Origin of the sequence: Enterobacter cloacae (genome assembly GCF_011078175.1) — a bacterium.
GTDB classification, from domain to species: Bacteria; Pseudomonadota; Gammaproteobacteria; order Enterobacterales; family Enterobacteriaceae; genus Enterobacter; species Enterobacter cloacae_Q.
Genome location: NZ_JAALCJ010000005.1, coordinates 100,574 through 125,354 on the forward strand (window position 1 = coordinate 100,574; position 24,781 = coordinate 125,354).

The 24,781-nt window shown below is 55.7% G+C and carries 16 protein-coding genes; 9 read left to right on the plus strand and 7 right to left on the minus strand.

The genetic code is table 11. The features are described 5' to 3' along the window. Positions 1-100: 100 nt before the first annotated feature. The gene (locus G6Q29_RS12460; protein WP_165465837.1) at positions 101-1,195 is read right to left on the minus strand and encodes a porin OmpC; all 1,095 of its coding nucleotides are present in this window, start codon (positions 1,193-1,195) and stop codon (positions 101-103) included. 743 nt (positions 1,196-1,938) lie between these two features. Here G6Q29_RS12460 and rcsD point away from each other — a divergent pair. Next, positions 1,939-4,611, plus strand: a complete 2,673-nt coding sequence (gene rcsD / locus G6Q29_RS12465; protein WP_165465838.1) for a phosphotransferase RcsD — start codon at positions 1,939-1,941, stop codon at positions 4,609-4,611. A gap of 16 nt (positions 4,612-4,627) precedes the next feature. Further along, positions 4,628-5,278: a response regulator transcription factor RcsB gene (rcsB, locus tag G6Q29_RS12470; protein WP_003859405.1), complete on the plus strand. Its 651-nt coding sequence runs from the start codon at positions 4,628-4,630 to the stop codon at positions 5,276-5,278. Between the two features lie 111 nt (positions 5,279-5,389). On the opposite strand, the gene rcsC is transcribed toward rcsB, so the two are convergent. Together rcsC and gyrA are read right to left on the minus strand one after the other, a co-directional pair. Then, positions 5,390-8,236, minus strand: coding sequence for a two-component system sensor histidine kinase RcsC (gene rcsC, locus G6Q29_RS12475; RefSeq protein WP_165465839.1), 2,847 nt, complete (start codon positions 8,234-8,236; stop codon positions 5,390-5,392). A gap of 134 nt (positions 8,237-8,370) precedes the next feature. Further along, the gene (gyrA, locus tag G6Q29_RS12480; RefSeq protein WP_126514584.1) at positions 8,371-11,007 is read right to left on the minus strand and encodes a DNA topoisomerase (ATP-hydrolyzing) subunit A; all 2,637 of its coding nucleotides are present in this window, start codon (positions 11,005-11,007) and stop codon (positions 8,371-8,373) included. Between the two features lie 146 nt (positions 11,008-11,153). Here gyrA and ubiG point away from each other — a divergent pair, with 146 nt between their 5' ends. The 4 genes from ubiG to yfaE all read left to right on the plus strand — a co-directional run bounded on the left by ubiG (position 11,154) and on the right by yfaE (position 16,011). Then, positions 11,154-11,882 carry a bifunctional 2-polyprenyl-6-hydroxyphenol methylase/3-demethylubiquinol 3-O-methyltransferase UbiG gene (gene ubiG / locus G6Q29_RS12485; RefSeq protein WP_165465840.1) on the plus strand — a complete coding sequence of 243 codons (729 nt, stop codon included), beginning with the start codon at positions 11,154-11,156 and terminating at the stop codon, positions 11,880-11,882. Between the two features lie 350 nt (positions 11,883-12,232). Beyond that, complete coding sequence (gene nrdA / locus G6Q29_RS12490) at positions 12,233-14,518, plus strand: class 1a ribonucleoside-diphosphate reductase subunit alpha (RefSeq protein WP_165465841.1); 2,286 nt, start codon at positions 12,233-12,235, stop codon at positions 14,516-14,518. 108 nt (positions 14,519-14,626) lie between these two features. After that, entirely contained in the window at positions 14,627-15,757 is a 1,131-nt protein-coding gene (nrdB, locus tag G6Q29_RS12495; protein WP_006811347.1) for a class Ia ribonucleoside-diphosphate reductase subunit beta, read from the plus strand. Continuing rightward, a complete protein-coding gene (yfaE, locus tag G6Q29_RS12500; RefSeq protein ID WP_003859419.1) occupies positions 15,757-16,011 on the plus strand; it encodes a class I ribonucleotide reductase maintenance protein YfaE in 255 nt (84 codons plus the stop codon). The genes nrdB and yfaE overlap by 1 nt, the downstream gene beginning before the upstream one ends. Positions 16,012-16,114: 103 nt before the next feature. On the opposite strand, the gene glpQ is transcribed toward yfaE, so the two are convergent. Both glpQ and glpT read right to left on the minus strand, forming a co-directional pair. Continuing rightward, entirely contained in the window at positions 16,115-17,173 is a 1,059-nt protein-coding gene (gene glpQ / locus G6Q29_RS12505; protein WP_165465842.1) for a glycerophosphodiester phosphodiesterase, read from the minus strand. 11 nt (positions 17,174-17,184) lie between these two features. Continuing rightward, entirely contained in the window at positions 17,185-18,537 is a 1,353-nt protein-coding gene (gene glpT, locus G6Q29_RS12510) for a glycerol-3-phosphate transporter (protein WP_165465843.1), read from the minus strand. A gap of 250 nt (positions 18,538-18,787) precedes the next feature. Here glpT and glpA point away from each other — a divergent pair, with 250 nt between their 5' ends. The 3 genes from glpA to glpC are packed head-to-tail and all read left to right on the plus strand — an operon-like array spanning position 18,788 to position 22,810. Next, positions 18,788-20,416 (plus strand): anaerobic glycerol-3-phosphate dehydrogenase subunit A, encoded by a 1,629-nt coding sequence (gene glpA, locus G6Q29_RS12515; RefSeq protein ID WP_165465844.1) that lies wholly within the window; start codon positions 18,788-18,790, stop codon positions 20,414-20,416. After that, positions 20,406-21,623, plus strand: coding sequence for a glycerol-3-phosphate dehydrogenase subunit GlpB (glpB, locus tag G6Q29_RS12520; protein WP_165465845.1), 1,218 nt, complete (start codon positions 20,406-20,408; stop codon positions 21,621-21,623). The genes glpA and glpB overlap by 11 nt, the downstream gene beginning before the upstream one ends. Next, entirely contained in the window at positions 21,620-22,810 is a 1,191-nt protein-coding gene (glpC, locus tag G6Q29_RS12525; protein WP_165465846.1) for an anaerobic glycerol-3-phosphate dehydrogenase subunit GlpC, read from the plus strand. The genes glpB and glpC overlap by 4 nt, the downstream gene beginning before the upstream one ends. A 31-nt stretch (positions 22,811-22,841) precedes the next feature. Here the strand turns inward: glpC and G6Q29_RS12530 are convergent, their stop codons facing one another. After that, positions 22,842-24,041 (minus strand): nicotinamide mononucleotide deamidase-related protein YfaY, encoded by a 1,200-nt coding sequence (locus G6Q29_RS12530; protein ID WP_165465847.1) that lies wholly within the window; start codon positions 24,039-24,041, stop codon positions 22,842-22,844. Positions 24,042-24,135: 94 nt separating this feature from the next. After that, complete coding sequence (locus G6Q29_RS12535; protein ID WP_165465848.1) at positions 24,136-24,675, minus strand: YfaZ family outer membrane protein; 540 nt, start codon at positions 24,673-24,675, stop codon at positions 24,136-24,138. Positions 24,676-24,781 lie beyond the last annotated feature (106 nt).

Consider the following 24,781-nt stretch of genomic DNA (forward strand, 5'->3'; position numbering starts at 1 on the left):
ATGCCAGGGCGGCAAGAGTACACTAAAACAGCGTAGTTGTAAGACCCTAAAAAAGCATGAAAAAAGGGGCCTGTTGGCCCCTTTGTCGCTGTATGAGCTATTAGAACTGGTAAACCAGACCCAGCGCGACGATATCGTCAGTACCGATACCTGCTGCGCGAGTGAAGTCGTTTTCATCAACCAGGTTGATTTTGTAATCAACGTAGGTAGACATGTTTTTGTTGAAGTAGTAAGTCGCGCCAACATCAACATATTTCAGCAGATCCTGGTCGCCGTAGCCGTTTTCCAGGTCCTTACCTTTAGATTGCAGGTACGCCACGGATGGACGCAGACCGAAGTCGAACTGATACTGAGCAACCACTTCGAAGTTCTGCGCTTTGTTAGCCCAGCCCAGGTCGCCCGCACGGGTCGCGTTGTAAGTCTGAGTATACTGTGCAGCCAGGTAGATGTTGTTCGCGTCGTATTTCAGACCACCGGTGTAGGTCTCTGCGCGATCGCCTTCACCGTAGTAGCGCGCAGCGTTCTGGTCAGCAGTACGTTTAGAGCTGGTGACGGCCGTACCGATAGCGAAGCCTTCGCCCAGATCGTAGGTCAGAGAGCCGCCGTAGCCATCACCGTTCTGACGCAGCGCGTCACGACCGTTATTGGTCTGGCCTTCGCCGCTTGGGCTGCCGTTTTTACCCTGGTACTGCAACGCGAAGTTCAGACCATCAACCAGACCGAAGAAGTCCTGGTTACGGTAGGTCGCGAAGCCGTTACCGCGCTGCTGCATGAAGTTGTCAGAACCGTAGGTATCGCCGCCGAATTCTGGCAGAACGTCAGTCCAGGACGTCACATCGTAAACAACACCGTAGTTACGGCCGTAGTCGAATGAACCCGCATCAGCGAATTTCAGACCTGCGAACGCGACACGCGTCCATGAGTTGTTTTCGTTCTCGCCCGAGTTACCCTGAATCTGGTATTCCCACTGACCGTAACCGGTCAGCTGATCGTTAACCTGAGTTTCGCCTTTGAAGCCCAGACGCATGTATGTCTGGTCGCCGTCTGCACTGTCGTCATCAGAGAAATAGTGCAGACCATCCACTTTACCGTACAGATCTAATTTGTTGCCGTCTTTGTTATAAATTTCAGCCGCATTTGCTGCGCCTGCCACCAGCAGAGCTGGTACCAGGAGGGACAGTACTTTAACTTTCATTTTATTAACCCTCTGTTATATGCCTTATTATTTACCACTGCTTACTGGTCAACCCTCTTAACCAGTCGGCAAGTTCATTCTCCTCAAAAATGCAGAATAATCCAACAGGAATATGATACGAAAACTTTGAAGATGTTTCACTTTACCATCAACATGTTTCAATTTGTAAATTTCAAGGAACTTTTACAGAGCATTAATAGTTCAAAAATATAGCACAGATAATCAAAACAAAAATATATTCCAGCAAATTCAATATATTGAATGGAAGAACGGTACAGCACTGAATGACAAAAAAATTCTCTTCAACATCACTAAAATAATCCTCGCTATCATCATTAACTTTATTTATTACCGTCATTCAGTTTTGAATGTCTGTTTATCCCTAATTGAACCGGATGCTTCGCATTCGGTTTTTTTTTACCTTTCTTTACGTCAATCGACATTTAATATGCTACCCCTCAGTAATGATAACGACTATTAACTAAATCCGGCTTCCGGCTGTCATTGAATTCCCTTCTCACTGTTGAATTTAATTTCTTGTTTATTCGTGCTATTTCCCGACTGATACGGCAGCATATTTATACATTTCACGGGGTTTTGTACACCTTTTACCAGGCGACGTTGAAGCCTGTTGCACGGAGAAAAAGTCAAGGCCATACCGATAACGACGCTGGAAATTCAGTTATTACCCTTTATACTGCCCTATCCCATTACCGCGCGGCCATTACGGGTTAAACATATCAATGAGTCAGACTGAAACTTCCGCCCCGAGCAAATTCTCCCTTCTACCGGGCAGCATCACCCGTTTCTTTCTTCTGTTGATCGTTGTGCTGTTAGTCACAATGGGGGTGATGGTTCAGAGCGCCGTTAATACCTGGCTGAAAGATAAAAGTTATCAAATCGTCGATATCACCCATGCGGTGCACAAGCGCATTGATACGTGGCGCTATGCGACCTGGCAAATCTACGACAATATTGCTGCCGCGCCTGCCACTTCGTCAGGCGAAGGATTGCAGGAAACACGCCTTAAGCAGGATGTGTATTACCTTGAAAAACCGCAGCGCAAGACTGAAGCCTTGATTTTCGGCTCGCACGACAGCGCAACGCTTGAGATGACGCAGCGGATCTCATCCTATCTGGACACCCTGTGGGGCGCCGAGACCGTACCGTGGTCTATGTATTACCTGAACGGTCAGGATAACAGCATGATCCTGATCTCGACCCTGCCGCTTAAAGATCTCTCGTCCGGCTTTAAGGAGACCACCGTTGGCAGTATTGTGGATTCCCGTCGGGCAGAAATGTTGCAACAGGCCAACGCGCTGGATGAGCGCGAAAGTTTCTCGTCATTACGCCGCCTTGCCTGGCAGAATGGCCACTACTTTACGCTGCGAACCACCTTTAACCAGCCGGGCCATCTGGCGACCGTGGTTGCCTTCGACCTGCCGATTAACGATCTCATTCCTCCGGATATGCCGCTGGACAGTTTCCGTCTGGAGCCAGACAACAGCACCCAAAACATGCGCACACCGCCGGACAAGGAAGGCGCAGACAGCGTAGCCATCTCCTTTAATGGCTCAAAGATTGAAATTGCCTCATCGCTCAATTCAACCGGCATGCGTTTGGTGTGGCAGGTACCTTTTGGCACCCTGATGCTTGATACCCTGCAAAACATTCTGCTGCCGCTGCTGCTGAATATCGGCCTGCTGGCACTGGCGCTGTTCGGTTACAGCACTTTTCGTTTCCAGTCGGGCCGCCAGATCGACTCGACATCGGTATCAGCCGGGACCAGCAACGAGTTGCGCGTCCTGCGTGCCTTAAACGAAGAGATTATTTCCGTGCTGCCGCTGGGGGTGCTCGTTCACGATCAGGAGGCAAACCGCACGGTCATGAGCAATAAAATTGCCGACCACCTTCTGCCGCACCTTAACCTGCAAAATATTACGGCCATGGCTGACCAGCACCAGGGCGTCATTCAGGCCACCATAAATAATGAACTGTATGAGATCCGTCAGTTCCGCAGTCAGGTCGCCTCGCGCACGCAAATCTTCATCATCCGCGATCAGGACCGCGAAGTGCTGGTGAATAAAAAGCTCAAGCAGGCGCAAAGGCTGTACGAGAAAAACCAGCATGGCCGCGCCGCGTTTATGCAAAATATCGGCGATGCCTTCAAACAACCGTTGAAGTCACTCGCCACGCAGATTGCTGATTTGAGCACGCCGGAAAGCCGACAGCTGAGCAGCCAGGCCGACTCCCTGGTTCGTCTGGTAGATGAAATCCAGCTTGCGAACATGCTGGAGAATGACATCTGGAAGGGCACCCCTACGCTCTTCTCTATCCAGGATTTGATTGATGAAGTGGTGCCGGAAGTGCTGCCGGTGATCAAGCGCAAAGGGCTCCAGCTGCTGATCAACAACCATTTACCGGCCAACGACGAACGTCACGGCGATCGCGATGCCCTGCGTCGCATCCTGGTGATGCTGATTCAGTATGCCGTCACCACGACGCAGATCGGCAAGATCACCCTTGAAGTCAGCACCGATGAATCCACCGACGATCGCCTGACGTTCCGTATTCTGGATACGGGCGAAGGTGTCACCGTGAGCGAAATTGATAATCTGCACTTCCCGTTCCTGAACGATACCCAGCGCGACCACTACGGTAAGGCCAATGCCCTCACCTTCTGGCTCTGCGATCAGCTGGCGCGTAAGTTGGGTGGCCATCTGAACATTAAGGCCCGCGAGTCCCTCGGCACTCGCTACTCCTTGCACGTTAAAATGGCGGCGAATCCGCAGGAAGAAGATGAAGAGCGTCTGCTGGATGATGTGGTGGTGATGGTGGATGTGACCTCAAGTGAGATCCGTAATATTGTCGTTCGTCAGTTAGAAAACTGGGGGGCGTCCTGCATTACCCCGGACGAAAGGCTCGCGAGTCAAGAATTTGATCTATTTTTAACTGATAATCCGTCTAATCTTACTGCCTCAGGCTTGCTTTTAAGCGATGATGAGCCAGGCGTGCGGAAAATCGGCCCTGGGCAGTTGCGCGTCAACTTTAATATGAGCAATGCAATGCAGGAAGCTGTATTACAACTGATCGAAGAGAATCTGGCGCAGGAAGAGATTCTGGAGTCACCGTTAGGCGGCGATGAAAATGCCGAACTCCATGCCAGCGGATATTATTCGCTCTTCGTTGATACAGTACCAGATGATGTTAAGCGGTTGTATACTGAGTCCGCTGCGCAGGATTTTGCAGCGCTGGCACAGACAGCACACCGGCTTAAAGGGGTGTTTGCCATGCTTAATCTGGTTCCCGGCAAGCAGTTATGTGAAACGCTGGAACATCTAATTCGTGAGAAAGATGCCTCTGGCATTGAAAAATACATCAGCGACATTGACGCTTACGTCAAGAGCTTGCTGTAGCAAGGTAGCCTTATACATGAACAATATGAACGTAATTATTGCCGATGACCATCCGATTGTACTGTTCGGTATTCGCAAATCACTTGAACAGATCGAGTGGGTGAATGTAGTCGGTGAATTTGAAGATTCCACAGCCCTCATTAACAACCTCCCTAAACTTGATGCGCACGTGCTGATTACCGATCTCTCCATGCCTGGAGATAAATACGGTGATGGGATCACGCTCATCAAATACATTAAACGCCACTTCCCGGACATTTCGATTATTGTTCTGACCATGAACAATAACCCGGCGATCCTGAGTGCCGTTCTGGATCTCGATATTGAAGGGATTGTGCTGAAACAAGGCGCACCTACCGACCTGCCAAAAGCGCTGGCGGCACTACAGAAAGGGAAGAAATTTACGCCTGAGAGCGTCTCACGCCTGCTCGAAAAAATCAGTGCAGGTGGCTATGGCGACAAGCGTCTTTCGCCAAAAGAGAGTGAAGTTCTGCGTTTGTTCGCTGAAGGTTTCCTGGTGACTGAAATCGCCAAGAAGCTGAACCGCAGCATTAAAACCATCAGTAGCCAGAAAAAATCCGCGATGATGAAGCTGGGTGTGGATAACGATATCGCCCTGCTGAACTATCTCTCTTCCGTGACGCTGAGCGCTACGGATAAGGATTGATCTTCGCTGCCTACGCCGGGTGGCGCTCGCGCTTACCCGTCGTACAGGCCCCGTAGGCCCGCGCAAGCGCAGCGCCGCCGGGCAAATAAAAAAGGCCCTTTCGGGCCTTTTTTATTGTCTCGCTTTTCGTACCCGCTCCGCATACACGGACAGCGTCTGTTTCAGTACATCCAGCGTGACCGGTTTCGACAGGCAACTGTCCATTCCCGACTCCAGACAGCGCTGCTTCTCCTCCGCCAGCGCGTTGGCTGTCACCCCCACGACTGGTAGCGTCAGCCCCAGCTGTCGAATACGCTGCGTCAGCCGGTAGCCGTCCATGTTAGGCATGTTCACATCGCTGAGCACAATATCAATATGATTCTTACTTAAGACATTCAGGGCATCCACGCCATCATTGGCCGTTTTACACTGATAGCCCAGAGAGCCAAGCTGGTCTGCGAGCAGACGACGGTTAATCGGATGATCGTCGACGACCAGAATCATCATATCGTCGTTCACCGACGTCAGCTCATCAGGTGAAGCCAGCACGGTCGCGCCATCGCTTTCCTCAAGCTGCACGCTGTAAATACGCGCCAGCAAGCCCAATAGCTCGTGCGGTGTTGCCACGCTGTGTACCCATACCCCAGGCGTACGCTCAATCGAAATACCGATATGACGGCGGCAGAACACCACCACGCCGCGCCCAGCCCATGCCTGTTCCGGCTCAACGTCGGCGATCAGCATGTCATCCGCATCCGGCGTCTGGCCTTCATAGCGCGAGACCCGCACACCGCTGCTGGTCAGCATTGAGGTCAGGAAATCATGTAATGAGGCGTTGTGCACCGCAAGCCAGCAGTGCTTATCTCTCAGCCCGTCGACCGTGGTTTTCGCCGGATAGTGCGCCGAATAGAGCGGAATACGAATGGTGAACTGGCTGCCCATGCCTGGCTCAGTATCGACGGAGATATCCCCGTCCATCATGCTGATAAGCTTCTCGCAAATCGCCAGACCTAGCCCGGTCCCCTGGAAATTACGCTGGACGCCGGTTCCCACCTGGAAGAACGGATCGAACAGGCGAACGACCTCTTTCGCCGGAATGCCAACCCCCGTGTCGCGCACACGAATGGTCAGGTACTCCCCTGCACGACAGACGTGCAGCACAATACAGCCGATATCGGTGAATTTGATTGCGTTGCTCAGTAGGTTTGAGATGACCTGTTGCAGACGCATCGGATCGCCATGCAGCGTCAGCGGCACATCCGGCTCGATAAAGCAGTACAGCCCAAGCTGTTTACGCACCACCAGCGGCAGGTAGTTAGCGCAGATATGGTTCATCACCTCGCGCGGTGAGAACTCGCGCGGTTCTATTTTCAACTGCTCGGATTCAATTTTAGAGAAGTCGAGAATATCGCTGATGATTTTCAGCAGCAGGCTGGAGGAGTTATTCATGGCCGTCACCAACCGATCGACCCCTTTCGGCAGCTCTTTGGTCTGGAGCAGATCGAGATTACCGATAATACCGTACAGCGGCGTACGCAGCTCATGGCTGACGGTCGCGAGGAACATCGATTTCGACTGACTGGCCTGCTCCGCCGCCTGCGCCATATCCTGCAACGACTCTTCCATTTTCACGCGCGCAGAGACGTCCACCAGCACGCAAATCGCCACGTTTTCATTGCGGTAGCGCGAATGGACGAAGCTGATTTGCAGGTTGGTGTGGGTGCTGGTCAGCACATCTACAAAGTTGACCTGTTGCCCACAGATGATCTGCGTTAACCGCTGGCGGTCTTCATGCGTGAGCATGTTCAGGTAGTTATGGGCAAGCTCGTTACTGAGGATATTCGTCCCGTCCTGGGTACGCAGGATACAGATCCCCACCGGCGCCGAGGCGACAATCTTACGGTTAAACTGCTCGTGCTCCTCCAGACGCTGAGCGTCCGCTTCCGCCGGAATAAAGATCCGCCGCTCATACATTCTCGCCAGCATAAACAGCGCGACGCCTACCGCGATGTTCAGCAAAATAGCGTTAAGGATCAGGATGCGAATGCGCTCCAGCACCTTGTCCACCGGCAGCGAGTAGACAATGCTCAGCGACGAAGGCGGCAAACTTTTCTTCAATACCAGCTCACGGAACCCGGAGGTATAGCCAAACCATGACCGCTCCTGCAACCAGCTGGGTTCCACTTTCAGGCGGTTTTCAGGCCCGGTCAGGGAGATGAGCGGATGGCCGTTTTCATCCAGAATGGTCACGCCCATCGGCAGGCTGCCCGGCGTGAAGAAGTTTTCCATTCGGATGGTTTGTTCAATCCCCAGCAGCGCTTGCAGGCGATTCCCGAGGTAAACCGGCGTCAGGGCATAAAAATAGCCGACGCCCATGCGCGGCCCCTGACTTATCCAGAAGATATTGTTTCCGCGCTCTTCCTTTGGCGCACTGCGGTATTTCACTATGCGTTCATGCAAGCTTTTCAGCGCGTCTTCGCGTTCGACGGGCATATCCCGCAGGCCGAAATCCGCCATGCAGAGATTTTCGTTGCCAATCAGGTAGACGCGGTTCAGATCGTAGGCGGCCGAGAAATTATCACGCCAGTAGCGCATAAACCATGACAGGGACTCCAGCGAGCCACGCCAGGCTTTGCTCATGGCTGAACAATCGGAGTCCGGAAAGAGCGGTTCGAAATCAGGTACTTCAGTTTTTTCATCCCGACTACGGATGGCAAGAATGCCGTTCTCCGCCGTCAGCCGATTCTCGGCTATATACTTCAGCTCTTTCATCACGTCAGACGTGCGCTGAATATAGCGCTGGGCCTGATCCGAGCTTAAGTTAAACTCCTGGCGGATCTCCGCTTCTTTCTGGTGTAACACGTTAACGATGTAAAACACCGAGAGCAGTGCCACCAGCAACCATAGCAGTAGCGCAAGCGCCCGAAACAGATAGCGAGAGACTTTTAACGTGGTACGAAAGGAGACGAGGTATTTCAAAGGGGCGAGGCTCCGCCATCGGGGAAAAAAGAATGTGGTTAAGGTAGCGGTAAACGCGGCTTGTCGCAACGTTCACTTGTCTGCTTGCGCAAAACAAAAGGGCCGGAAACCGGCCCTTTATGCGTCAGGAGACGTTACTCGTCAGCGTCATCCGCTGCTTCATCATCGGTGTCCGTTTCCGGGGCGATTTCATCATCCCCTTCCGCGACGCTGCCGTCGATTGAGTCGAGCTCTTCGTCATCCACCGGCTCAGCAACGCGTTGCAGACCGACGACGTTTTCATCTTCCGCAGTACGGATGAGGATCACGCCCTGGGTGTTACGCCCCACCACGCTGATCTCAGACACGCGGGTACGCACCAGCGTACCGGCATCGGTGATCATCATGATCTGGTCCGCGTCGTCCACCTGCACCGCGCCCACAACGGAACCGTTGCGCTCGGTGACCTTGATGGAGATAACGCCCTGCGTACCGCGTGATTTGGTCGGGTATTCGCTTTCCGCCGTACGTTTACCATAACCGTTCTGGGTGACGGTCAGGATTGCACCTTCGCCGCGCGGAACGATCAGGGAAACCACGGTGTCTTCACCCGCCAGCTTGATGCCACGCACGCCGGTCGCCGTACGACCCATTGCGCGCACGGCGTTCTCTTTAAAGCGCACCACTTTACCGGCGGCAGAGAACAGCATGACTTCATCAGAACCGGAGGTCAGATCCACACCGATCAGCTCGTCGCCTTCGTTCAGGTTCACCGCGATGATCCCGGCAGAACGTGGACGGCTGAACTCGGTCAGCGCGGTTTTCTTCACGGTACCGCTCGCGGTCGCCATAAAGACGTTCACGCCCTCTTCGTATTCGCGTACCGGCAGGATGGCGGTGATACGTTCGTTCGCTTCCAGCGGCAGCAGGTTAACGATAGGACGACCACGCGCGCCACGGCTCGCTTCCGGCAGCTGATAGACTTTCATCCAGTACAGACGGCCCCGGCTGGAGAAGCAGAGGATCGTGTCGTGGGTGTTGGCCACAAGCAGACGGTCAATGAAGTCTTCTTCTTTAATACGTGCCGCAGATTTGCCTTTACCGCCACGACGCTGTGCTTCGTAGTCGGTCAACGGCTGATACTTCACGTAACCCTGGTGAGACAGCGTCACGACCACGTCTTCGCGGTTAATCAGATCTTCAATGTTGATATCAGAGCTGTTGGCCGTGATTTCGGTGCGGCGCTCGTCGCCGAACTGGTCGCGAACCAGCTCCAGCTCTTCACGGATCACTTCCATCAGGCGCTCTGCGCTACCGAGGATATGCAGCAGCTCGGCAATCTGCTCCAGCAGCTCTTTATACTCGTCGAGCAGTTTTTCATGCTCAAGGCCGGTCAGTTTCTGCAAACGCAGATCCAGAATCGCCTGGGCCTGCTGTTCAGTCAGGTAGTACTGACCGTCACGCACGCCGAATTCCGGTTCCAGCCACTCAGGACGCGCCGCGTCATCACCCGCACGCTCCAGCATCGCCGCCACGTTGCCGAGATCCCACGGGCGCGCAACCAGCGACGCCTTCGCTTCTGCCGGCGTCGGCGCACGACGGATCAGTTCAATGATCGGGTCGATGTTGGCCAGCGCAACGGCCAGTGCTTCAAGGATATGGGCACGGTCGCGCGCTTTGCGCAGTTCGAAGATGGTACGGCGAGTCACCACTTCACGGCGGTGACGCACGAACGCGCTCAGGATCTCTTTCAGGTTCATGATCTTCGGCTGGCCATGGTGCAGCGCAACCATGTTGATACCGAAGGAGACCTGAAGCTGAGTCTGGGAGTACAGATTGTTCAGCACAACCTCACCCACCGCGTCGCGCTTGATTTCAATCACGATGCGCATACCGTCTTTATCAGACTCGTCACGCAGCGCGCTGATGCCTTCAACACGTTTTTCTTTTACCAGCTCGGCGATTTTTTCAATCAGTCGCGCTTTGTTCACCTGATACGGGATCTCGTGAACAATAATGGTTTCACGGCCGGTTTTAGCGTCCGCTTCCACTTCGGCGCGGGCGCGGATGTAAATCTTGCCGCGACCGGTACGGTACGCTTCTTCAATACCGCGACGGCCATTGATGATTGCCGCCGTCGGGAAGTCCGGGCCAGGGATGTGTTCCATCAGCCCTTCAATGCTGATGTCTTCATCGTCGATGTAGGCCAGGCAGCCGTTGATCACTTCCGTGATATTGTGCGGCGGAATGTTGGTTGCCATACCCACGGCGATACCGGACGAACCGTTCACCAGCAGGTTTGGGATCTTCGTTGGCATAACGTCAGGAATTTTTTCCGTGCCGTCGTAGTTATCAACGAAATCAACCGTCTCTTTTTCCAGGTCAGCCATCAGCTCATGGGCAATCTTCGCCAGACGGATTTCCGTGTAACGCATTGCCGCGGCGGAGTCGCCGTCGATAGAACCAAAGTTACCCTGACCATCTACCAGCATGTAGCGCAGCGAGAAGGGCTGCGCCATACGGACAATGGTGTCGTACACCGCGGAATCACCATGGGGATGGTATTTACCGATTACGTCACCAACGACACGGGCAGATTTTTTGTAGGCTTTATTCCAGTCATTGCCCAATACGTTCATGGCGTATAGTACGCGACGGTGTACCGGCTTCAGGCCATCGCGGACGTCCGGCAGCGCACGGCCAACAATGACCGACATCGCATAGTCCAGATAGGAGCTTTTCAGCTCTTCCTCGATGTTAACCGGTGTAATTTCTCTCGCAAGGTCGCTCATCTAACCGCTATCCCTCTACTGTATCCCGGATTCAAAGGTCGCAAATTATAACACAGCCGCGGTGATACAGGTAAACCTATACGCTTTATTCACAGGGATTGCCTGATATACTCATTTGTCTTGCTAAATAAGGAGTAAAAGCGCCCATGAATGCCGAAAAATCCCCGGTGGCTCACAACGTTGACCACGAAGAGATCGCCAAATTTGAAGCGGTGGCGTCCCGCTGGTGGGATCTCGAAGGTGAGTTCAAACCTCTGCATCGTATTAACCCGCTGCGTCTGGGCTATATCGCGGAGCGTTCCGGCGGTCTGTTCGGTAAGAAAGTGCTCGATGTTGGCTGCGGCGGCGGCATCCTGGCAGAAAGCATGGCGCGCGAAGGCGCGACGGTTACCGGTCTGGACATGGGCTTTGAACCTCTACAGGTTGCCCGTCTTCATGCGCTGGAGTCCGGCGTGCAGGTAGATTACGTCCAGGAAACCGTGGAAGAGCACGCGGCAAAACACGCCCACCAGTATGACGTGGTGACCTGCATGGAAATGCTGGAGCACGTTCCCGATCCGCAGTCGGTCGTCAGCGCCTGTGCAAAACTGGTGAAACCAGGTGGACAGGTCTTCTTCTCGACCATCAATCGCAACGGCAAAGCCTGGCTGATGGCTGTGGTAGGCGCGGAATATGTGCTGCGCATGGTGCCGAAAGGGACGCACGACGTGAAGAAGTTCATCAAGCCTGCCGAACTGCTGGGTTGGGTTGACCAGACATGGCTTAAGGAGCAGCACATGACGGGTCTGCACTACAACCCGCTGACCGATAAATTTAAACTTGCTCCGGGTGTGGATGTTAACTATATGTTGCATACAACCGCCAAAAACGACTAACGTCATCCGTTATTCTTCTAATGATTGCGCGACATCATGTTGCGCAATTCTGACCTCCCGTTGAAGAAATCAGCACTCGATCAAATTTTGAATTTTTTTTCTTAATTATTGACATCTGTTCCAGGCCTTACGGCACGAGGACTTAGCCTTTTTTACCCTTTCACAACCTCAATTTAACGTCAAAATCAACCCTTGTACTGAAAAGAATCCTTACTAGAATACTCACCATATAGCGTTATTCTTATCGCAAACCCCCTATATGTAGTATTTATCCACAGAGTTAGTCACAAGACGGCGCTGTGGATAAGCGGGGGGATATTTTTTTATTTCACGGACAGGTAAAAACCCACATGAATCAGAGTCTGCTGGTGACAAAGCGCGACGGCACCACCGAGCGTATCAATCTGGACAAAATCCATCGAGTTCTCGACTGGGCAGCAGAAGGGCTGAATAACGTATCTATCTCCCAGGTTGAACTGCGTTCTCACATTCAGTTCTACGATGGCATCAAAACGTCTGATATCCACGAAACCATTATCAAAGCAGCGGCAGATCTCATCTCCCGCGACGCACCGGATTATCAGTACCTCGCTGCGCGTCTGGCGATCTTCCACCTGCGTAAGAAAGCTTACGGCCGGTTTGAGCCGCCGAAGCTTTACGATCACGTGGTGAAAATGGTCGAGCTGGGCAAATACGACACGCATCTGCTGGAAGACTATACGGAAGAAGAGTTCGAGCAGATGAACGGGTTTATCGATCACTGGCGCGACATGAACTTCTCCTACGCGGCGGTGAAGCAGCTCGAAGGCAAATACCTGGTTCAGAACCGTGTAACCGGTGAGATCTACGAAAGCGCCCAGTTCCTCTATATTCTGGTGGCGGCTTGCCTGTTCTCGAATTATCCGCGTGATACCCGTCTCGACTACGTGAAGCGTTTCTACGATGCGGTATCCACGTTCAAAATTTCTCTGCCAACGCCAATCATGTCTGGCGTGCGCACCCCTACCCGTCAGTTCAGCTCCTGCGTACTGATCGAATGTGGCGACAGCCTGGATTCCATCAACGCGACCTCCAGCGCCATCGTGAAATACGTCTCCCAGCGTGCCGGTATCGGTATCAACGCCGGCCGTATTCGTGCGCTGGGCAGCCCGATCCGCGGGGGTGAAGCGTTCCACACTGGCTGTATTCCGTTCTACAAGCACTTCCAGACGGCGGTAAAATCCTGCTCTCAGGGCGGCGTGCGCGGCGGTGCTGCGACCCTGTTCTATCCAATGTGGCACCTGGAAGTGGAAAGTCTGCTGGTTCTGAAGAACAACCGCGGCGTGGAAGGCAACCGCGTGCGTCACATGGACTATGGCGTGCAAATCAACAAGCTGATGTACACCCGCCTGCTGAAAGGTGAAGACATCACCCTGTTCAGCCCGTCCGACGTCCCGGGTCTGTACGATGCGTTCTTCGCCGATCAGGACGAGTTCGAGCGTCTGTACACCAAATATGAAAAAGACGACAGCATCCGCAAGCAGCGCGTGAAAGCGGTCGATCTGTTCTCCCTGATGATGCAAGAACGTGCCTCTACCGGCCGTATCTACATCCAGAACGTTGACCACTGCAACACCCACAGCCCGTTCGACCCGGTGGTTGCGCCAGTGCGCCAGTCTAACCTGTGCCTGGAGATCGCCCTGCCGACCAAACCTCTGGACGATGTGAACGACGAAAACGGTGAAATCGCGCTGTGTACGCTCTCTGCGTTCAACCTGGGTGCGATTAAGAGCCTGGACGAACTGGAAGAGCTGGCGGTGCTGGCGGTTCGTGCACTCGACGCCCTGCTGGACTATCAGGATTACCCAATCCCGGCCGCTAAACGTGGTGCGATGGGCCGTCGTACCCTGGGTATCGGCGTGATCAACTTCGCCTACTGGCTGGCGAAAAACGGCAAGCGTTACTCCGACGGCAGCGCCAACAACCTGACGCACCAGACGTTCGAAGCGATTCAGTACTACCTGATGAAAGCCTCCAACGAGCTGGCGAAAGAGCAAGGCGCGTGCCCGTGGTTCAACGAAACCACTTACGCGAAAGGTATTCTGCCGATCGACACCTACAAAAAAGACCTGGATGCGATCGTCAGCGAGCCGCTGCACCTCGACTGGGAAGGCCTGCGCGAGTCCATTAAAACTCACGGTCTGCGTAACTCCACGCTCTCTGCCCTGATGCCGTCCGAGACCTCTTCGCAGATCTCCAACGCCACCAACGGTATTGAGCCACCGCGCGGCCACGTCAGCATCAAAGCGTCGAAAGACGGCGTGCTGCGTCAGGTAGTACCGGATTACGAGACGCTGGGCGACAACTACGAGCTGCTGTGGGAAATGCCTAACAACGACGGCTATCTGCAACTGGTGGGTATCATGCAGAAGTTTATCGACCAGTCGATCTCTGCCAACACCAACTACGACCCGACGCGCTTCCCGTCAGGCAAGGTTCCAATGCAGCAGCTGCTGAAAGACCTGCTCACCGCCTACAAATTTGGCGTGAAAACGCTGTACTATCACAACACCCGTGATGGTGCGGAAGACGCCCAGGACGACCTGGCGCCGTCAATTCAGGACGATGGCTGCGAAAGCGGCGCATGTAAGATCTAATAAATTCCCTCACCCTAACCCTCTCCCACAGGGAGAGGGAACTCTTTCCCCCTCTCCCTGTGGGAGAGGGCCGGGGTGAAGGGAAATAACACCACAGGACTCACCGCAATGGCATATACCACCTTTTCACAGACGAAAAACGACCAGCTCAAAGAGCCGATGTTCTTCGGCCAGCCGGTCAACGTGGCACGCTACGATCAGCAAAAATATGACATCTTCGAAAAGCTGATTGAAAAGCAACTCTCCTTCTTCTGGCGTCCGGAAGAAGTTGACGTTTCCCGCGACCGTATCGACTTCCAGGCGCTGCCGGAACACGAAAAGCACATCTTCCTCAGCAACCTGAAGTACCAGACGCTGCTGGACTCCATCCAGGGTCGTAGTCCAAACGTGGCGCTGCTGCCGCTGATCTCGATCCCGGAGCTGGAAACCTGGGTAGAAACCTGGGCGTTCTCCGAGACGATCCACTCCCGTTCATACACTCACATCATCCGCAACATCGTCAACGATCCGGCGGTGGTGTTTGACGATATCGTTACCAACGAACAGATTCAGAAGCGCGCCGAAGGCATTGCTCACTACTACGACGAGCTGATCGAGATGACCAGCTACTGGCATCTGCTGGGAGAAGGCACACACAACGTGAACGGCAAAACCGTTACCGTAAACCTGCGGACCCTGAAAAAGCAGCTGTACCTGTGCCTGATGAGCGTTAACGCGCTGGAAGCAATCCGCTTCTACGTGAGTTTCGCCTGCTCCTTCGCCTTTGCCGAGCGCAAATTGATGGAAGGCAACGCTAAAATCATCCGCCTGATCGCCCGTGATGAAGCCCTGCACCTGACCGGGACTCAGCATATGCTGAACCTGCTGCGCAGCGGTACGGACGATCCGGAAATGGCGGAAATCGCTGAAGAGTGCAAACAGGAGTGCTACGACCTGTTCGTGCAGGCCGCCCAGCAGGAGAAAGAGTGGGCAGACTACCTGTTCCGCGACGGCTCCATGATTGGTCTTAACAAAGATATCCTGTGCCAGTACGTTGAGTACATCACCAACATCCGCATGCAGGCTGTCGGTCTCGATCTGCCGTTCCAGACGCGCTCTAACCCAATCCCGTGGATCAACACCTGGCTGGTGTCCGACAACGTGCAGGTTGCGCCGCAGGAAGTGGAAGTAAGTTCTTATCTGGTCGGTCAAATTGACTCTGAAGTCAACACCGACGATCTGAGCGATTTCCAGCTCTGATGAGCCGCGTAACGCTGAGCCTTTCTGGTACAGAGGTGCTGTGCCAGGAAGAGCACCCTTCTCTGCTGGTGGCGCTTGAAGCGCATCAGGTTGAGGTAGAGTACCAGTGTCGTGAAGGCTATTGCGGCTCCTGCCGCTGCCGTCTGGTCGCAGGCCAGGTGGACTGGCTGACCGAACCGCTGGCCTTTATCAGTGAAGGGGAAATTTTGCCCTGCTGCTGCCGGGCAAAAGGCGATATTGAGATCGAGATGTAAGTGCCCTTGTTCCCTCTCCCCGTGGGAGAGGGTTAGGGTGAGAGCATCAGGCCGCAGAGCCTGATTGTCGGGTGGCGGCTTCGCCTTACCCGACCTACCAAACCTACTTCCGGTGAATGAATTCGACCGCTTTATCCGGGAAATCCGTAAACAACCCGTCCACATCCGCCTGGTTATACAGCATGTCGTAAAGCTGATTCACGTCCGTCGCATACTCCGGCAGCTGGTCTGCACGTACGGTATACGGATGTACCTGCATCTTGCTGTCATGCGCCTCTTTCACCATCGCCGTCAGCTTCACGTGGCCCGGCGTTGAGCCCTCCGCAACCAGCATGTGGTAATCCGGCCCTATGCCGTCGGCGTACTGTGCAATCTGCTTCATCGCGCCCGGCTTAAACATCCAGTCGTAGCTGTAGTTCACCCACTTCCCGTCCGGCTGTTTTTCCTGGGTTTCATTCCAGTCGGTATACGCAATCAGCTGCACCAGATTGAGATCCATCCCCATTTTCGGCTCCAGCTCGGTTTTGATGCGCTTCAGCTCCGCCGCATCGAAACATTGCAGGAAAACCTTATCCTGCTTGCTGGTGTAGCCGTACTTTTTCAGTACCTCCAGCGTCTTCGCGGCAATGTCCTTCCCTTCCTGATGGTGGAACCACGGCGCTTTTATTTCCGGATAAATACCGATATTTTTCCCGGTCGAGTGGTTCAGCCCCTGAACAAACTCGATCTCCTCTTCGAAGGTGTGAATACGGAAGTCAGATTTGCCCATCGGGAAACGTCCCGGGTAGACCTGCACCTTCTTACCGTTTTCAATCTCGAAGCCCTCGGTAAACTTCAGCGAGCGGATCTCCGCCAGCGTGAAGTCGATGGCGTAATAGCGGCCATCTTTACGGGCGCGATCCGGGAAGCGTTCCGCCACGTCCGTTACGCGATCAAGATAGTGGTCATGCAGGACGACCAGCCGGTCATCCTTCGTCATCACCAGATCCTGCTCCAGATAATCCGCCCCCTGGGCATAGGCCATCGCTTTTGCCGGCAGCGTATGCTCCGGCAGATAGCCGCTGGCACCACGGTGGGCAATCACGATTTTATCCGCCGCCAGCGCGGAGCCTGTCATCAGGCCCGCCAGCAGCAGGCCTGTCGCTAACTGAGTTAATTTCATCGCAATGCTCCTTATTGACGACGCGCCAGCACGTCGGCGTGGTGACGTTTTTCACCAATCATCACAACAACCAGCAGCAGAACCGCCAGCACGCTGCCGCCAATCATTACCATAAAGCCGCCGTCCCAGCCGAAGAAGTCCACGGTATAGCCCACGATGGCACTTGCCGCCACTGAACCGCCAAGGTAGCCAAACAGACCGGTAAAGCCCGCCGCCGTACCAGCCGCTTTCTTCGGCGCCAGCTCCAGCGCATGCAGGCCAATCAGCATAACCGGACCATAAATCAGGAAGCCAATGACGATCATACAGGCCATGTCTACTGATGGGTTGCCCGGCGGGTTAAGCCAGTAAACGACCGTCGCGATGGTCACCAGGGTCATAAAGAACACGCCCGTCGCCCCACGGTTACCTTTAAACACTTTGTCCGACATCCAGCCGCAGATCAGCGTGCCGGGAATGCCCGCGTATTCGTACAGGAAATAGGCCCAGGAGGATTTATCCAGCGCGAAGTGCTTCACTTCTTTCAGGTAGGTTGGCGACCAGTCGAGGATGCCGTAGCGCAGCAGGTAAACGAAGACGTTCGCCACCGCGATGTACCACAGGAGTTTGTTTGGCAGCACGTACTTCATGAATATCTGCTTTGCCGTCAGCTCTTCTTCGTGCTTTTCGCTGTAATCATCCGGGTAGTCGTTTTTATATTCTTCAATCGGCGGCAGGCCGCAGGACTGCGGGGTGTCGCGCATCAGTGCGAAGGCGATAATCGCCACCAGAATGGCGCCAAAGGCTGGCATGTAGAGCGCAGCATGCCAGTCGTTGAACCAGGCCATGCCCAGCAGGAACAGCAGCGGCGGCAGCCCGCCACCGACGTTATGCGCGCAGTTCCAGACCGATACAATTCCCCCACGCTCTTTCTGTGACCACCAGTGGACCATGGTGCGTCCGCATGGCGGCCATCCCATCCCCTGGAACCAGCCACAAAGGAACAGCAGCACGAACATAATGGCAATGCTGGAGGTCGCCCATGGCACAAAGCCCATGAACAGCATTACCGCTGCCGCGAGGATCAGACCGGCGGGCAAGAATACGCGCGGATTCGAACGATCCGATACCGACCCCATAATGAACTTGGAAAAACCGTACGCGATAGAGATCCCCGACAGCGCGAATCCCAGATCGCCGCGAGAGAAGCCCTGCTCCACCAGATACGGCATGGCGAGCGCAAAGTTTTTACGTACCAGATAGTACGCCGCATATCCGAAGAAGATCCCAAGGAAGATTTGCCAACGCAGACGGCGGTAGAGAGGATCGATCTCTGCCTCTGGCAGTCGCGCCCGATGTGGCGCAGGTTTAAAGATACTGAGCATAACAGCCTCCGTGGCCTTTCAAAAAATGACCGGGCATGTCGCGCCCGGCTACAGAGGCGGCGATGTTAAGAAATCACGGTGAATGTTACTGTGAATCAACGCACAGATTGTTACAGAAATATGACAGAATGCGCAAAAAAGCGCATGAAATCACGTTTCACTTTCGAATTTCGCGCGTTTATGTTCGAAATCAAACAAACCACACGATCAATGTGGCTAAATGCTAAAAAACGAACATAGAGGAAAGGCAATGACAATTCACGATCCACGCTTCAGCGATGTGATTATCATTGGCGGTGGCGCGACGGGTGCCGGCATCGCACGCGACTGCGCCCTGCGGGGTTTGAGCGTCACGCTTCTGGAGCGCCACGATATCGCCACCGGCGCGACGGGGCGTAATCACGGCCTGCTGCACAGCGGCGCGCGCTATGCGGTTACTGATGCGGAATCCGCGCGCGAGTGTATCGCTGAAAACCAGATCCTCAGACGCATTGCCCGCCACTGCGTTGAACCCACCCACGGCCTGTTTATCACCCTTCCCGAAGATGACCTCGCCTTTCAGGAAACCTTTATCACCGCCTGCAACGCAGCAGGCATTCAGGCGGAGGCGATCGATCCTGCGCAGGCGCGCCGTCTTGAACCCTCGGTAAACCCGGCGTTACTGGGCGCGGTGAAAGTGCCGGATGGAACCGTAGATCCCTTCCGCCTGACCGCCGCCAATATGCTCGACGCGCGGGAACATGGCGCCCGGATCCTGACCGGGCATCACGTCACCGGGCTTATTCGTGAAGGTAATACGGTGCGCGGCGTGCGCGTGTTTGATGCGCAGTACAACGAACACCGCGAGCTGTATGCCGCCGTCGTGGTCAATGCGGCGGGGATCTGGGGCCAGCGCATCGCGGAATACGCGGACCTGTCGGTGCGCATGTTCCCGGCAAAAGGCTCGCTGCTGATCCTCGACCACCGCATCAATAACCATGTCATCAACCGCTGCCGTAAACCGTCGGACGCCGATATCCTCGTGCCGGGGGACACCATTTCGTTAATCGGCACGACCTCAATGCATGTGGACTACAGCGAAATTGATTACAACCGCGTCACCGCTGAAGAGGTGGATATCCTGCTGCGCGAAGGGGAAAAGCTGGCCCCGGTGATGGCGCAGACGCGTATTCTGCGTGCCTACGCGGGCGTGCGTCCCCTCGTCGCCAGCGATAACGATCCGAGCGGGCGTAACGTCAGCCGCGGCATCGTGCTGCTCGATCACGCCGAACGCGACGGCATGGACGGGTTTATCACCATTACCGGCGGCAAGCTGATGACCTACCGGCTGATGGCCCAGTGGGCCACCGATGCCGTCTGCCGTAAGCTTGGCAACACCACGCCGTGCGTCACGGCGGAACAGGCTCTGCCCGGCTCGCAGCAATCGACAGAAAAAACGCTGCACAAAATCATTTCACTCCCTGCCCCGCTTCGCGGTTCGGCGATTTACCGCCACGGCGACCGCACCCCGACCTGGCTCGGTGATGGGCGACTCAGCCGCAGCCTGGTGTGTGAATGTGAAGCCGTGACCGCAGGCGAGGTGCAGTATGCCGTGGAAAACCTGACGGTGAACACCCTGCTCGATTTACGCCGCCGCACGCGCGTCGGGATGGGCACCTGCCAGGGGGAGCTGTGCGCCTGCCGTGCCGCCGGGCTGCTGCAACGTTTTCACGCCACCTCCTCAACCCAGTCGCTTGCCCAGCTCAGCGATTTTTTAAACGAGCGCTGGAAAGGCATTCAGCCCGTCGCCTGGGGCGATGCCCTGCGCGAAAGCGAGTTTACCCGCTGGGTCTATCAGGGGCTTTGCGGTCTGGAGAAGGAGCACAACCATGAAATTTGATACCGTGATTGTCGGCGGGGGGCTGGCGGGCCTGCTGTGCGGCCTCAAACTGACGCAGCGGGGTCTCCGCTGCGCCATTGTGACCCGTGGGCAGAGTGCCCTGCACTTCTCCTCCGGCTCGCTGGATTTACTGGGCGCGCTATCCTTCGCCGACCTGCCGCCTGAACATCCCTACCGCCTGACGGGCGCAGAGAATATGGCCCGCTTTGCCTGTGAAACTGAATACCTGCTCACTGCCTGTGGCGCACGTATGCAGGGTGACGCCGAGCAAAATCATCAGCGCGTCACGCCGCTCGGCACCCTGCGTGCCGCCTGGCTTAGCCCGGAAGAGGTGCCTGTTGCCCCCATCGCTGCGGAGCATGTGCGGGTAGTAGGGATCAGCGGTTTTCTCGATTTCCAGCCACATCTGGCCGCAGCGTCTCTCAGACAGCAAGGGATTCAGGTGGATACAGCGGAAATTGATCTCCCCGAACTCGACGTACTGCGCGAGAACCCCAGCGAGTTTCGGGCGGTGAACATTGCCCGCCTGCTGGATAATGAACGCTACTGGCCGCAGCTGTACGCGGCGCTTCGGCCACTCAGCGAGACCTGCGACGCCCTGTTTATGCCCGCCTGTTTTGGCTTAACGGACAACCGGCTCTGGCGCTGGCTCTCGGCGCGCCTGCCCTGTACGCTCGGTTTACTGCCGACGCTTCCCCCTTCCGTACCCGGCATTCGTCTGCATACCCAGCTTCAGCGCCAGTTTGTCGCCCAGGGTGGCGTCTGGATGGCAGGTGACGAGGTGAAAAAAATCACCCTGGCAGAAGGCGCGGTAAGCGAAATCTGGACCCGCAACCACGGCGACATCCCGCTTCGCGCACGCTATACGGTGCTGGCAAGCGGCAGCTTCTTCAGTAACGGTCTGCTGAGCAGTCGGGATGGCGTGCGTGAGGCGATCCTCGGGCTGGACGTCCGGCAAAGCGCCTCCCGCGCGGACTGGTATCAGAGCGATTTCTTCACCCCGCAGCCCTGGCAGCAGTTCGGCGCGATCGTCGACAGCCAGCTGCGCCCGCAGCTGGGCGGAGATCCGGTTGAAAATCTTTACGCCATCGGCTCGGTTCTGGGCGGGTACGATCCCGTGGCGCAGGGCTGCGGTGGCGGCGTCTGCGCCGTCACCGCGCTGTATGTCGCGGAGCAGATTATCCAGCGCCGGGAGGGAGCACAATGAACGACACCCGATTTGAAAGCTGTATCAAATGCACGGTCTGCACCACGGTTTGCCCGGTCAGCGGCGTCGATCCGCGTTATCCCGGCCCGAAACAGGCCGGTCCCGACGGGGAGCGTCTGCGCCTGAAGGACGGCGCGCTCTACGACGAGGCGCTGAAATACTGCATCAACTGCAAACGCTGCGAAGTTGCCTGTCCGTCGGACGTGAAAATAGGCGATATCATCCAGCGCGCCCGCGCCCGCTACAGCACGCAAAAACCGACGCTGCGTGACGCGATACTGAGCCACACCGATCTGATGGGCAGCCTCTCGACGCCTTTCGCACCGGTCGTCAATGCCGCCACCGCCCTGAAGCCGGTACGCAGGCTGCTGGATGCGACGCTCAAAATCGACCACCACCGCAGTCTGCCGAAATATTCTCACGGCACCTTCCGCCGCTGGTATAAATCCGCGGCGGCAGAACAGACACGCTTTGCTGATCAGGTCGCTTTCTTCCACGGCTGCTACGTGAACTACAACCACCCGCAGTTGGGAAAAGACCTGCTGAAAGTGCTGAACGCTATGGGAACGGGCGTTCAGCTTCTGAGCAAAGAGAAGTGCTGCGGCGTTCCGCTGATTGCCAACGGTTTCACCGACAAAGCACGCAGGCAGGCGAGAAGCAACGTCACCTCTTTACGCGAGGCGATCGTTGACAAAGGCATACCGGTACTGGCGACATCGTCAACCTGTACCTTCACGCTGCGCGATGAATATCCACATTTGCTGGATGTGGATAACACCGGTTTACGCGAACACATTGAGCTGGCGACCCGTTTTCTCTGGCGCAAACTGGACAGCGGGCAGACGTTACCGCTGGGCAAATTGCCGCTGAAGGTGGTGTATCACACCCCATGCCATATGGAGAAGATGGGCTGGTCGCTTTATACGCTTGAGCTGCTGCGGCTGATCCCGGGGCTGGAGCTGACGGTGCTGGACTCTCGCTGCTGCGGCATCGCAGGCACCTACGGCTTTAAGCGTGAAAATTATCCGACATCACAGGCCATTGGCGCGCCGCTGTTCCGGCAGATTGAAGAGAGCGATGCGGATATTGTGGTGACGGACTGCGAAACCTGTAAATGGCAGATCGAGATGTCCACCAGCAAACGCTGCGAACATCCCATTACCTTGCTGGCAAAAGCGCTGGCATAGCCGTTGCCGGGGTCAATGCCCCGGCACGGTCTTACTCCACGAACAACGACTCCACAACGTTGATCCAGCCGTGCTCGCTGGCGACCTCTTTCCCGTTCAGCCAGCGGCGCAGCATGTTTAGCGCCATCATCGCGCATACCTCCTGACGCACGGCCAGGCTGTGGCGGGTAATACTCATCTTCACCCGCAGGGCATGCGTCCCTTCCGGCGTTGCCAGGGCGAAATTAAGGTGCTCCTCATCCAGTCCGCCCACAAACAGCGCCAGCCCCGCGAAATGCTTCACTCTGCGCTCGGACGCCCAGCGCGCCGTCTGCGCCAGCGACTCCTGCTGGAACGGCACCACTTCACTGGCCAGCAGCGGCGCACCCGCCCGGGTAAGCTGAAGCGCCAGAAGCCCACCGGTAAACTGCTCGCTTAAGGTCACGCTCAGCTGGCGGGACTGCAAATGCGCTGCGATCTGCGCCGGCAGTCCTTCCGTGCCTTCGTAAATCAGACTTTCCCCGGCAACGCGCTGCACTTCCGGCCACAGCGCCAGCATGGCGGCTTTCTCTGATGCCGGTCCGGTCAGCTTCAGTTCAATAATCGGCATGGAGGAGCGATAGCCCATCGACACGCCGGGAGGCAGTTGCAGGTGATCAAGGCTCTGGGCCAGATCGCTTTCCGAGCGACCAAAGGTGGTCAGACGCAGGCACAGCGGCGGTTCAGGCAGCGTGAAGCGCGCGCGCAGGCGCGGCAGGATCTGCTGCTCAACCATCACCTTAAATTCCGACGGCACGCCCGGGGTGAAGAACATCAGGCAGCGGTTCAGCTGAACGGCAAACCCGCAGGCGGTGCCAACCGGGTTATCAACCAGTTCGGCACTGGCGGGGATCTCTGCCTGCTTGCGGTTGCTCGGGGCCATGACGCGGCCACGATCGGAGAAAAAGCGCTCCATCTGCGCCAGCCACTCTTCATGCATCACCAGCCCTTCGCCTTTCGCTGTCGCGGCGGCCAGCGCGCTGAGATCGTCGCTGGTGGGGCCGAGTCCGCCGTTCACAATCAGCACGTCGCAGCGTTCGCTGCGCTCGCGCAGAACGTTGACCAGCGACTCAAGATTGTCACCGACGGTGTTGCGGCGCGTTAACGGTAATCCTTGCTCAAAGAAGAGATCGGCGAGCCAGGCGGCATTAGTATCAATGATTTGCCCATGCAGCACTTCGTCGCCAGTGGATAACATTTCCACGTTTATCATTGTGTTCTCCCATTTCAATGGTCAAAACACTATAGCGCAATCGAACACCGGGGGAAGAGAGAAACTGGCGCGACTGAACGCCGCGCCGGGAGGATTAGAAGCCGGCGCTAACGCCAACGTACGGGCCGTCTGCCAGGGCGTTGTCGCGGTTGCCGTCTTTACCGGCCAGGTTCAGATAGCGATAGCCCGCTTCGATGGTGATCGGACGCATAATGGTCCAGCGCGCGCCAGCGTTAGCTTCCTGATAGCTGTCGATACCGCTGGAGAGGGAATCCGGTGAGTAGTAGTACTCACCGAACAGGCCAAAGCTGTCGCCAATTTTCCACTGCAAGCCGCCGCCCACTGCCGCCGCGTAGCCTTCGTCGCCGTCGTTCGGGTTGGTGTAAATGCCTTTACCGCCGACTGTCGCCAGGAAAGGCCCCAACGGCACGTTGAAGCCGAGGCCCAGGCTTGCCGCATCCCCATCGTCGTCGTTATGCGTCCAGCCGCCGGTCATCGCCAGGCCTGCGCTATCCGTGCCAAGACCAAAACCCAGGTGAGTGTAATCTTCGCCCGCCGAGCCGTTGAAGGAAATAGCGTTGGCTGCTGCCGATACAAACATCAGGCCTAAGCCCATTAATGCCACTTTTTTCATTGTCGTGATCCCGCACAATTTATTCAGAGATGTCCAAAAACCGCGAGATTTTAACCTGACTGTCTGTGGGATCAATGGGCTCCGCGTGCGGCAGGCAATTAGTTTG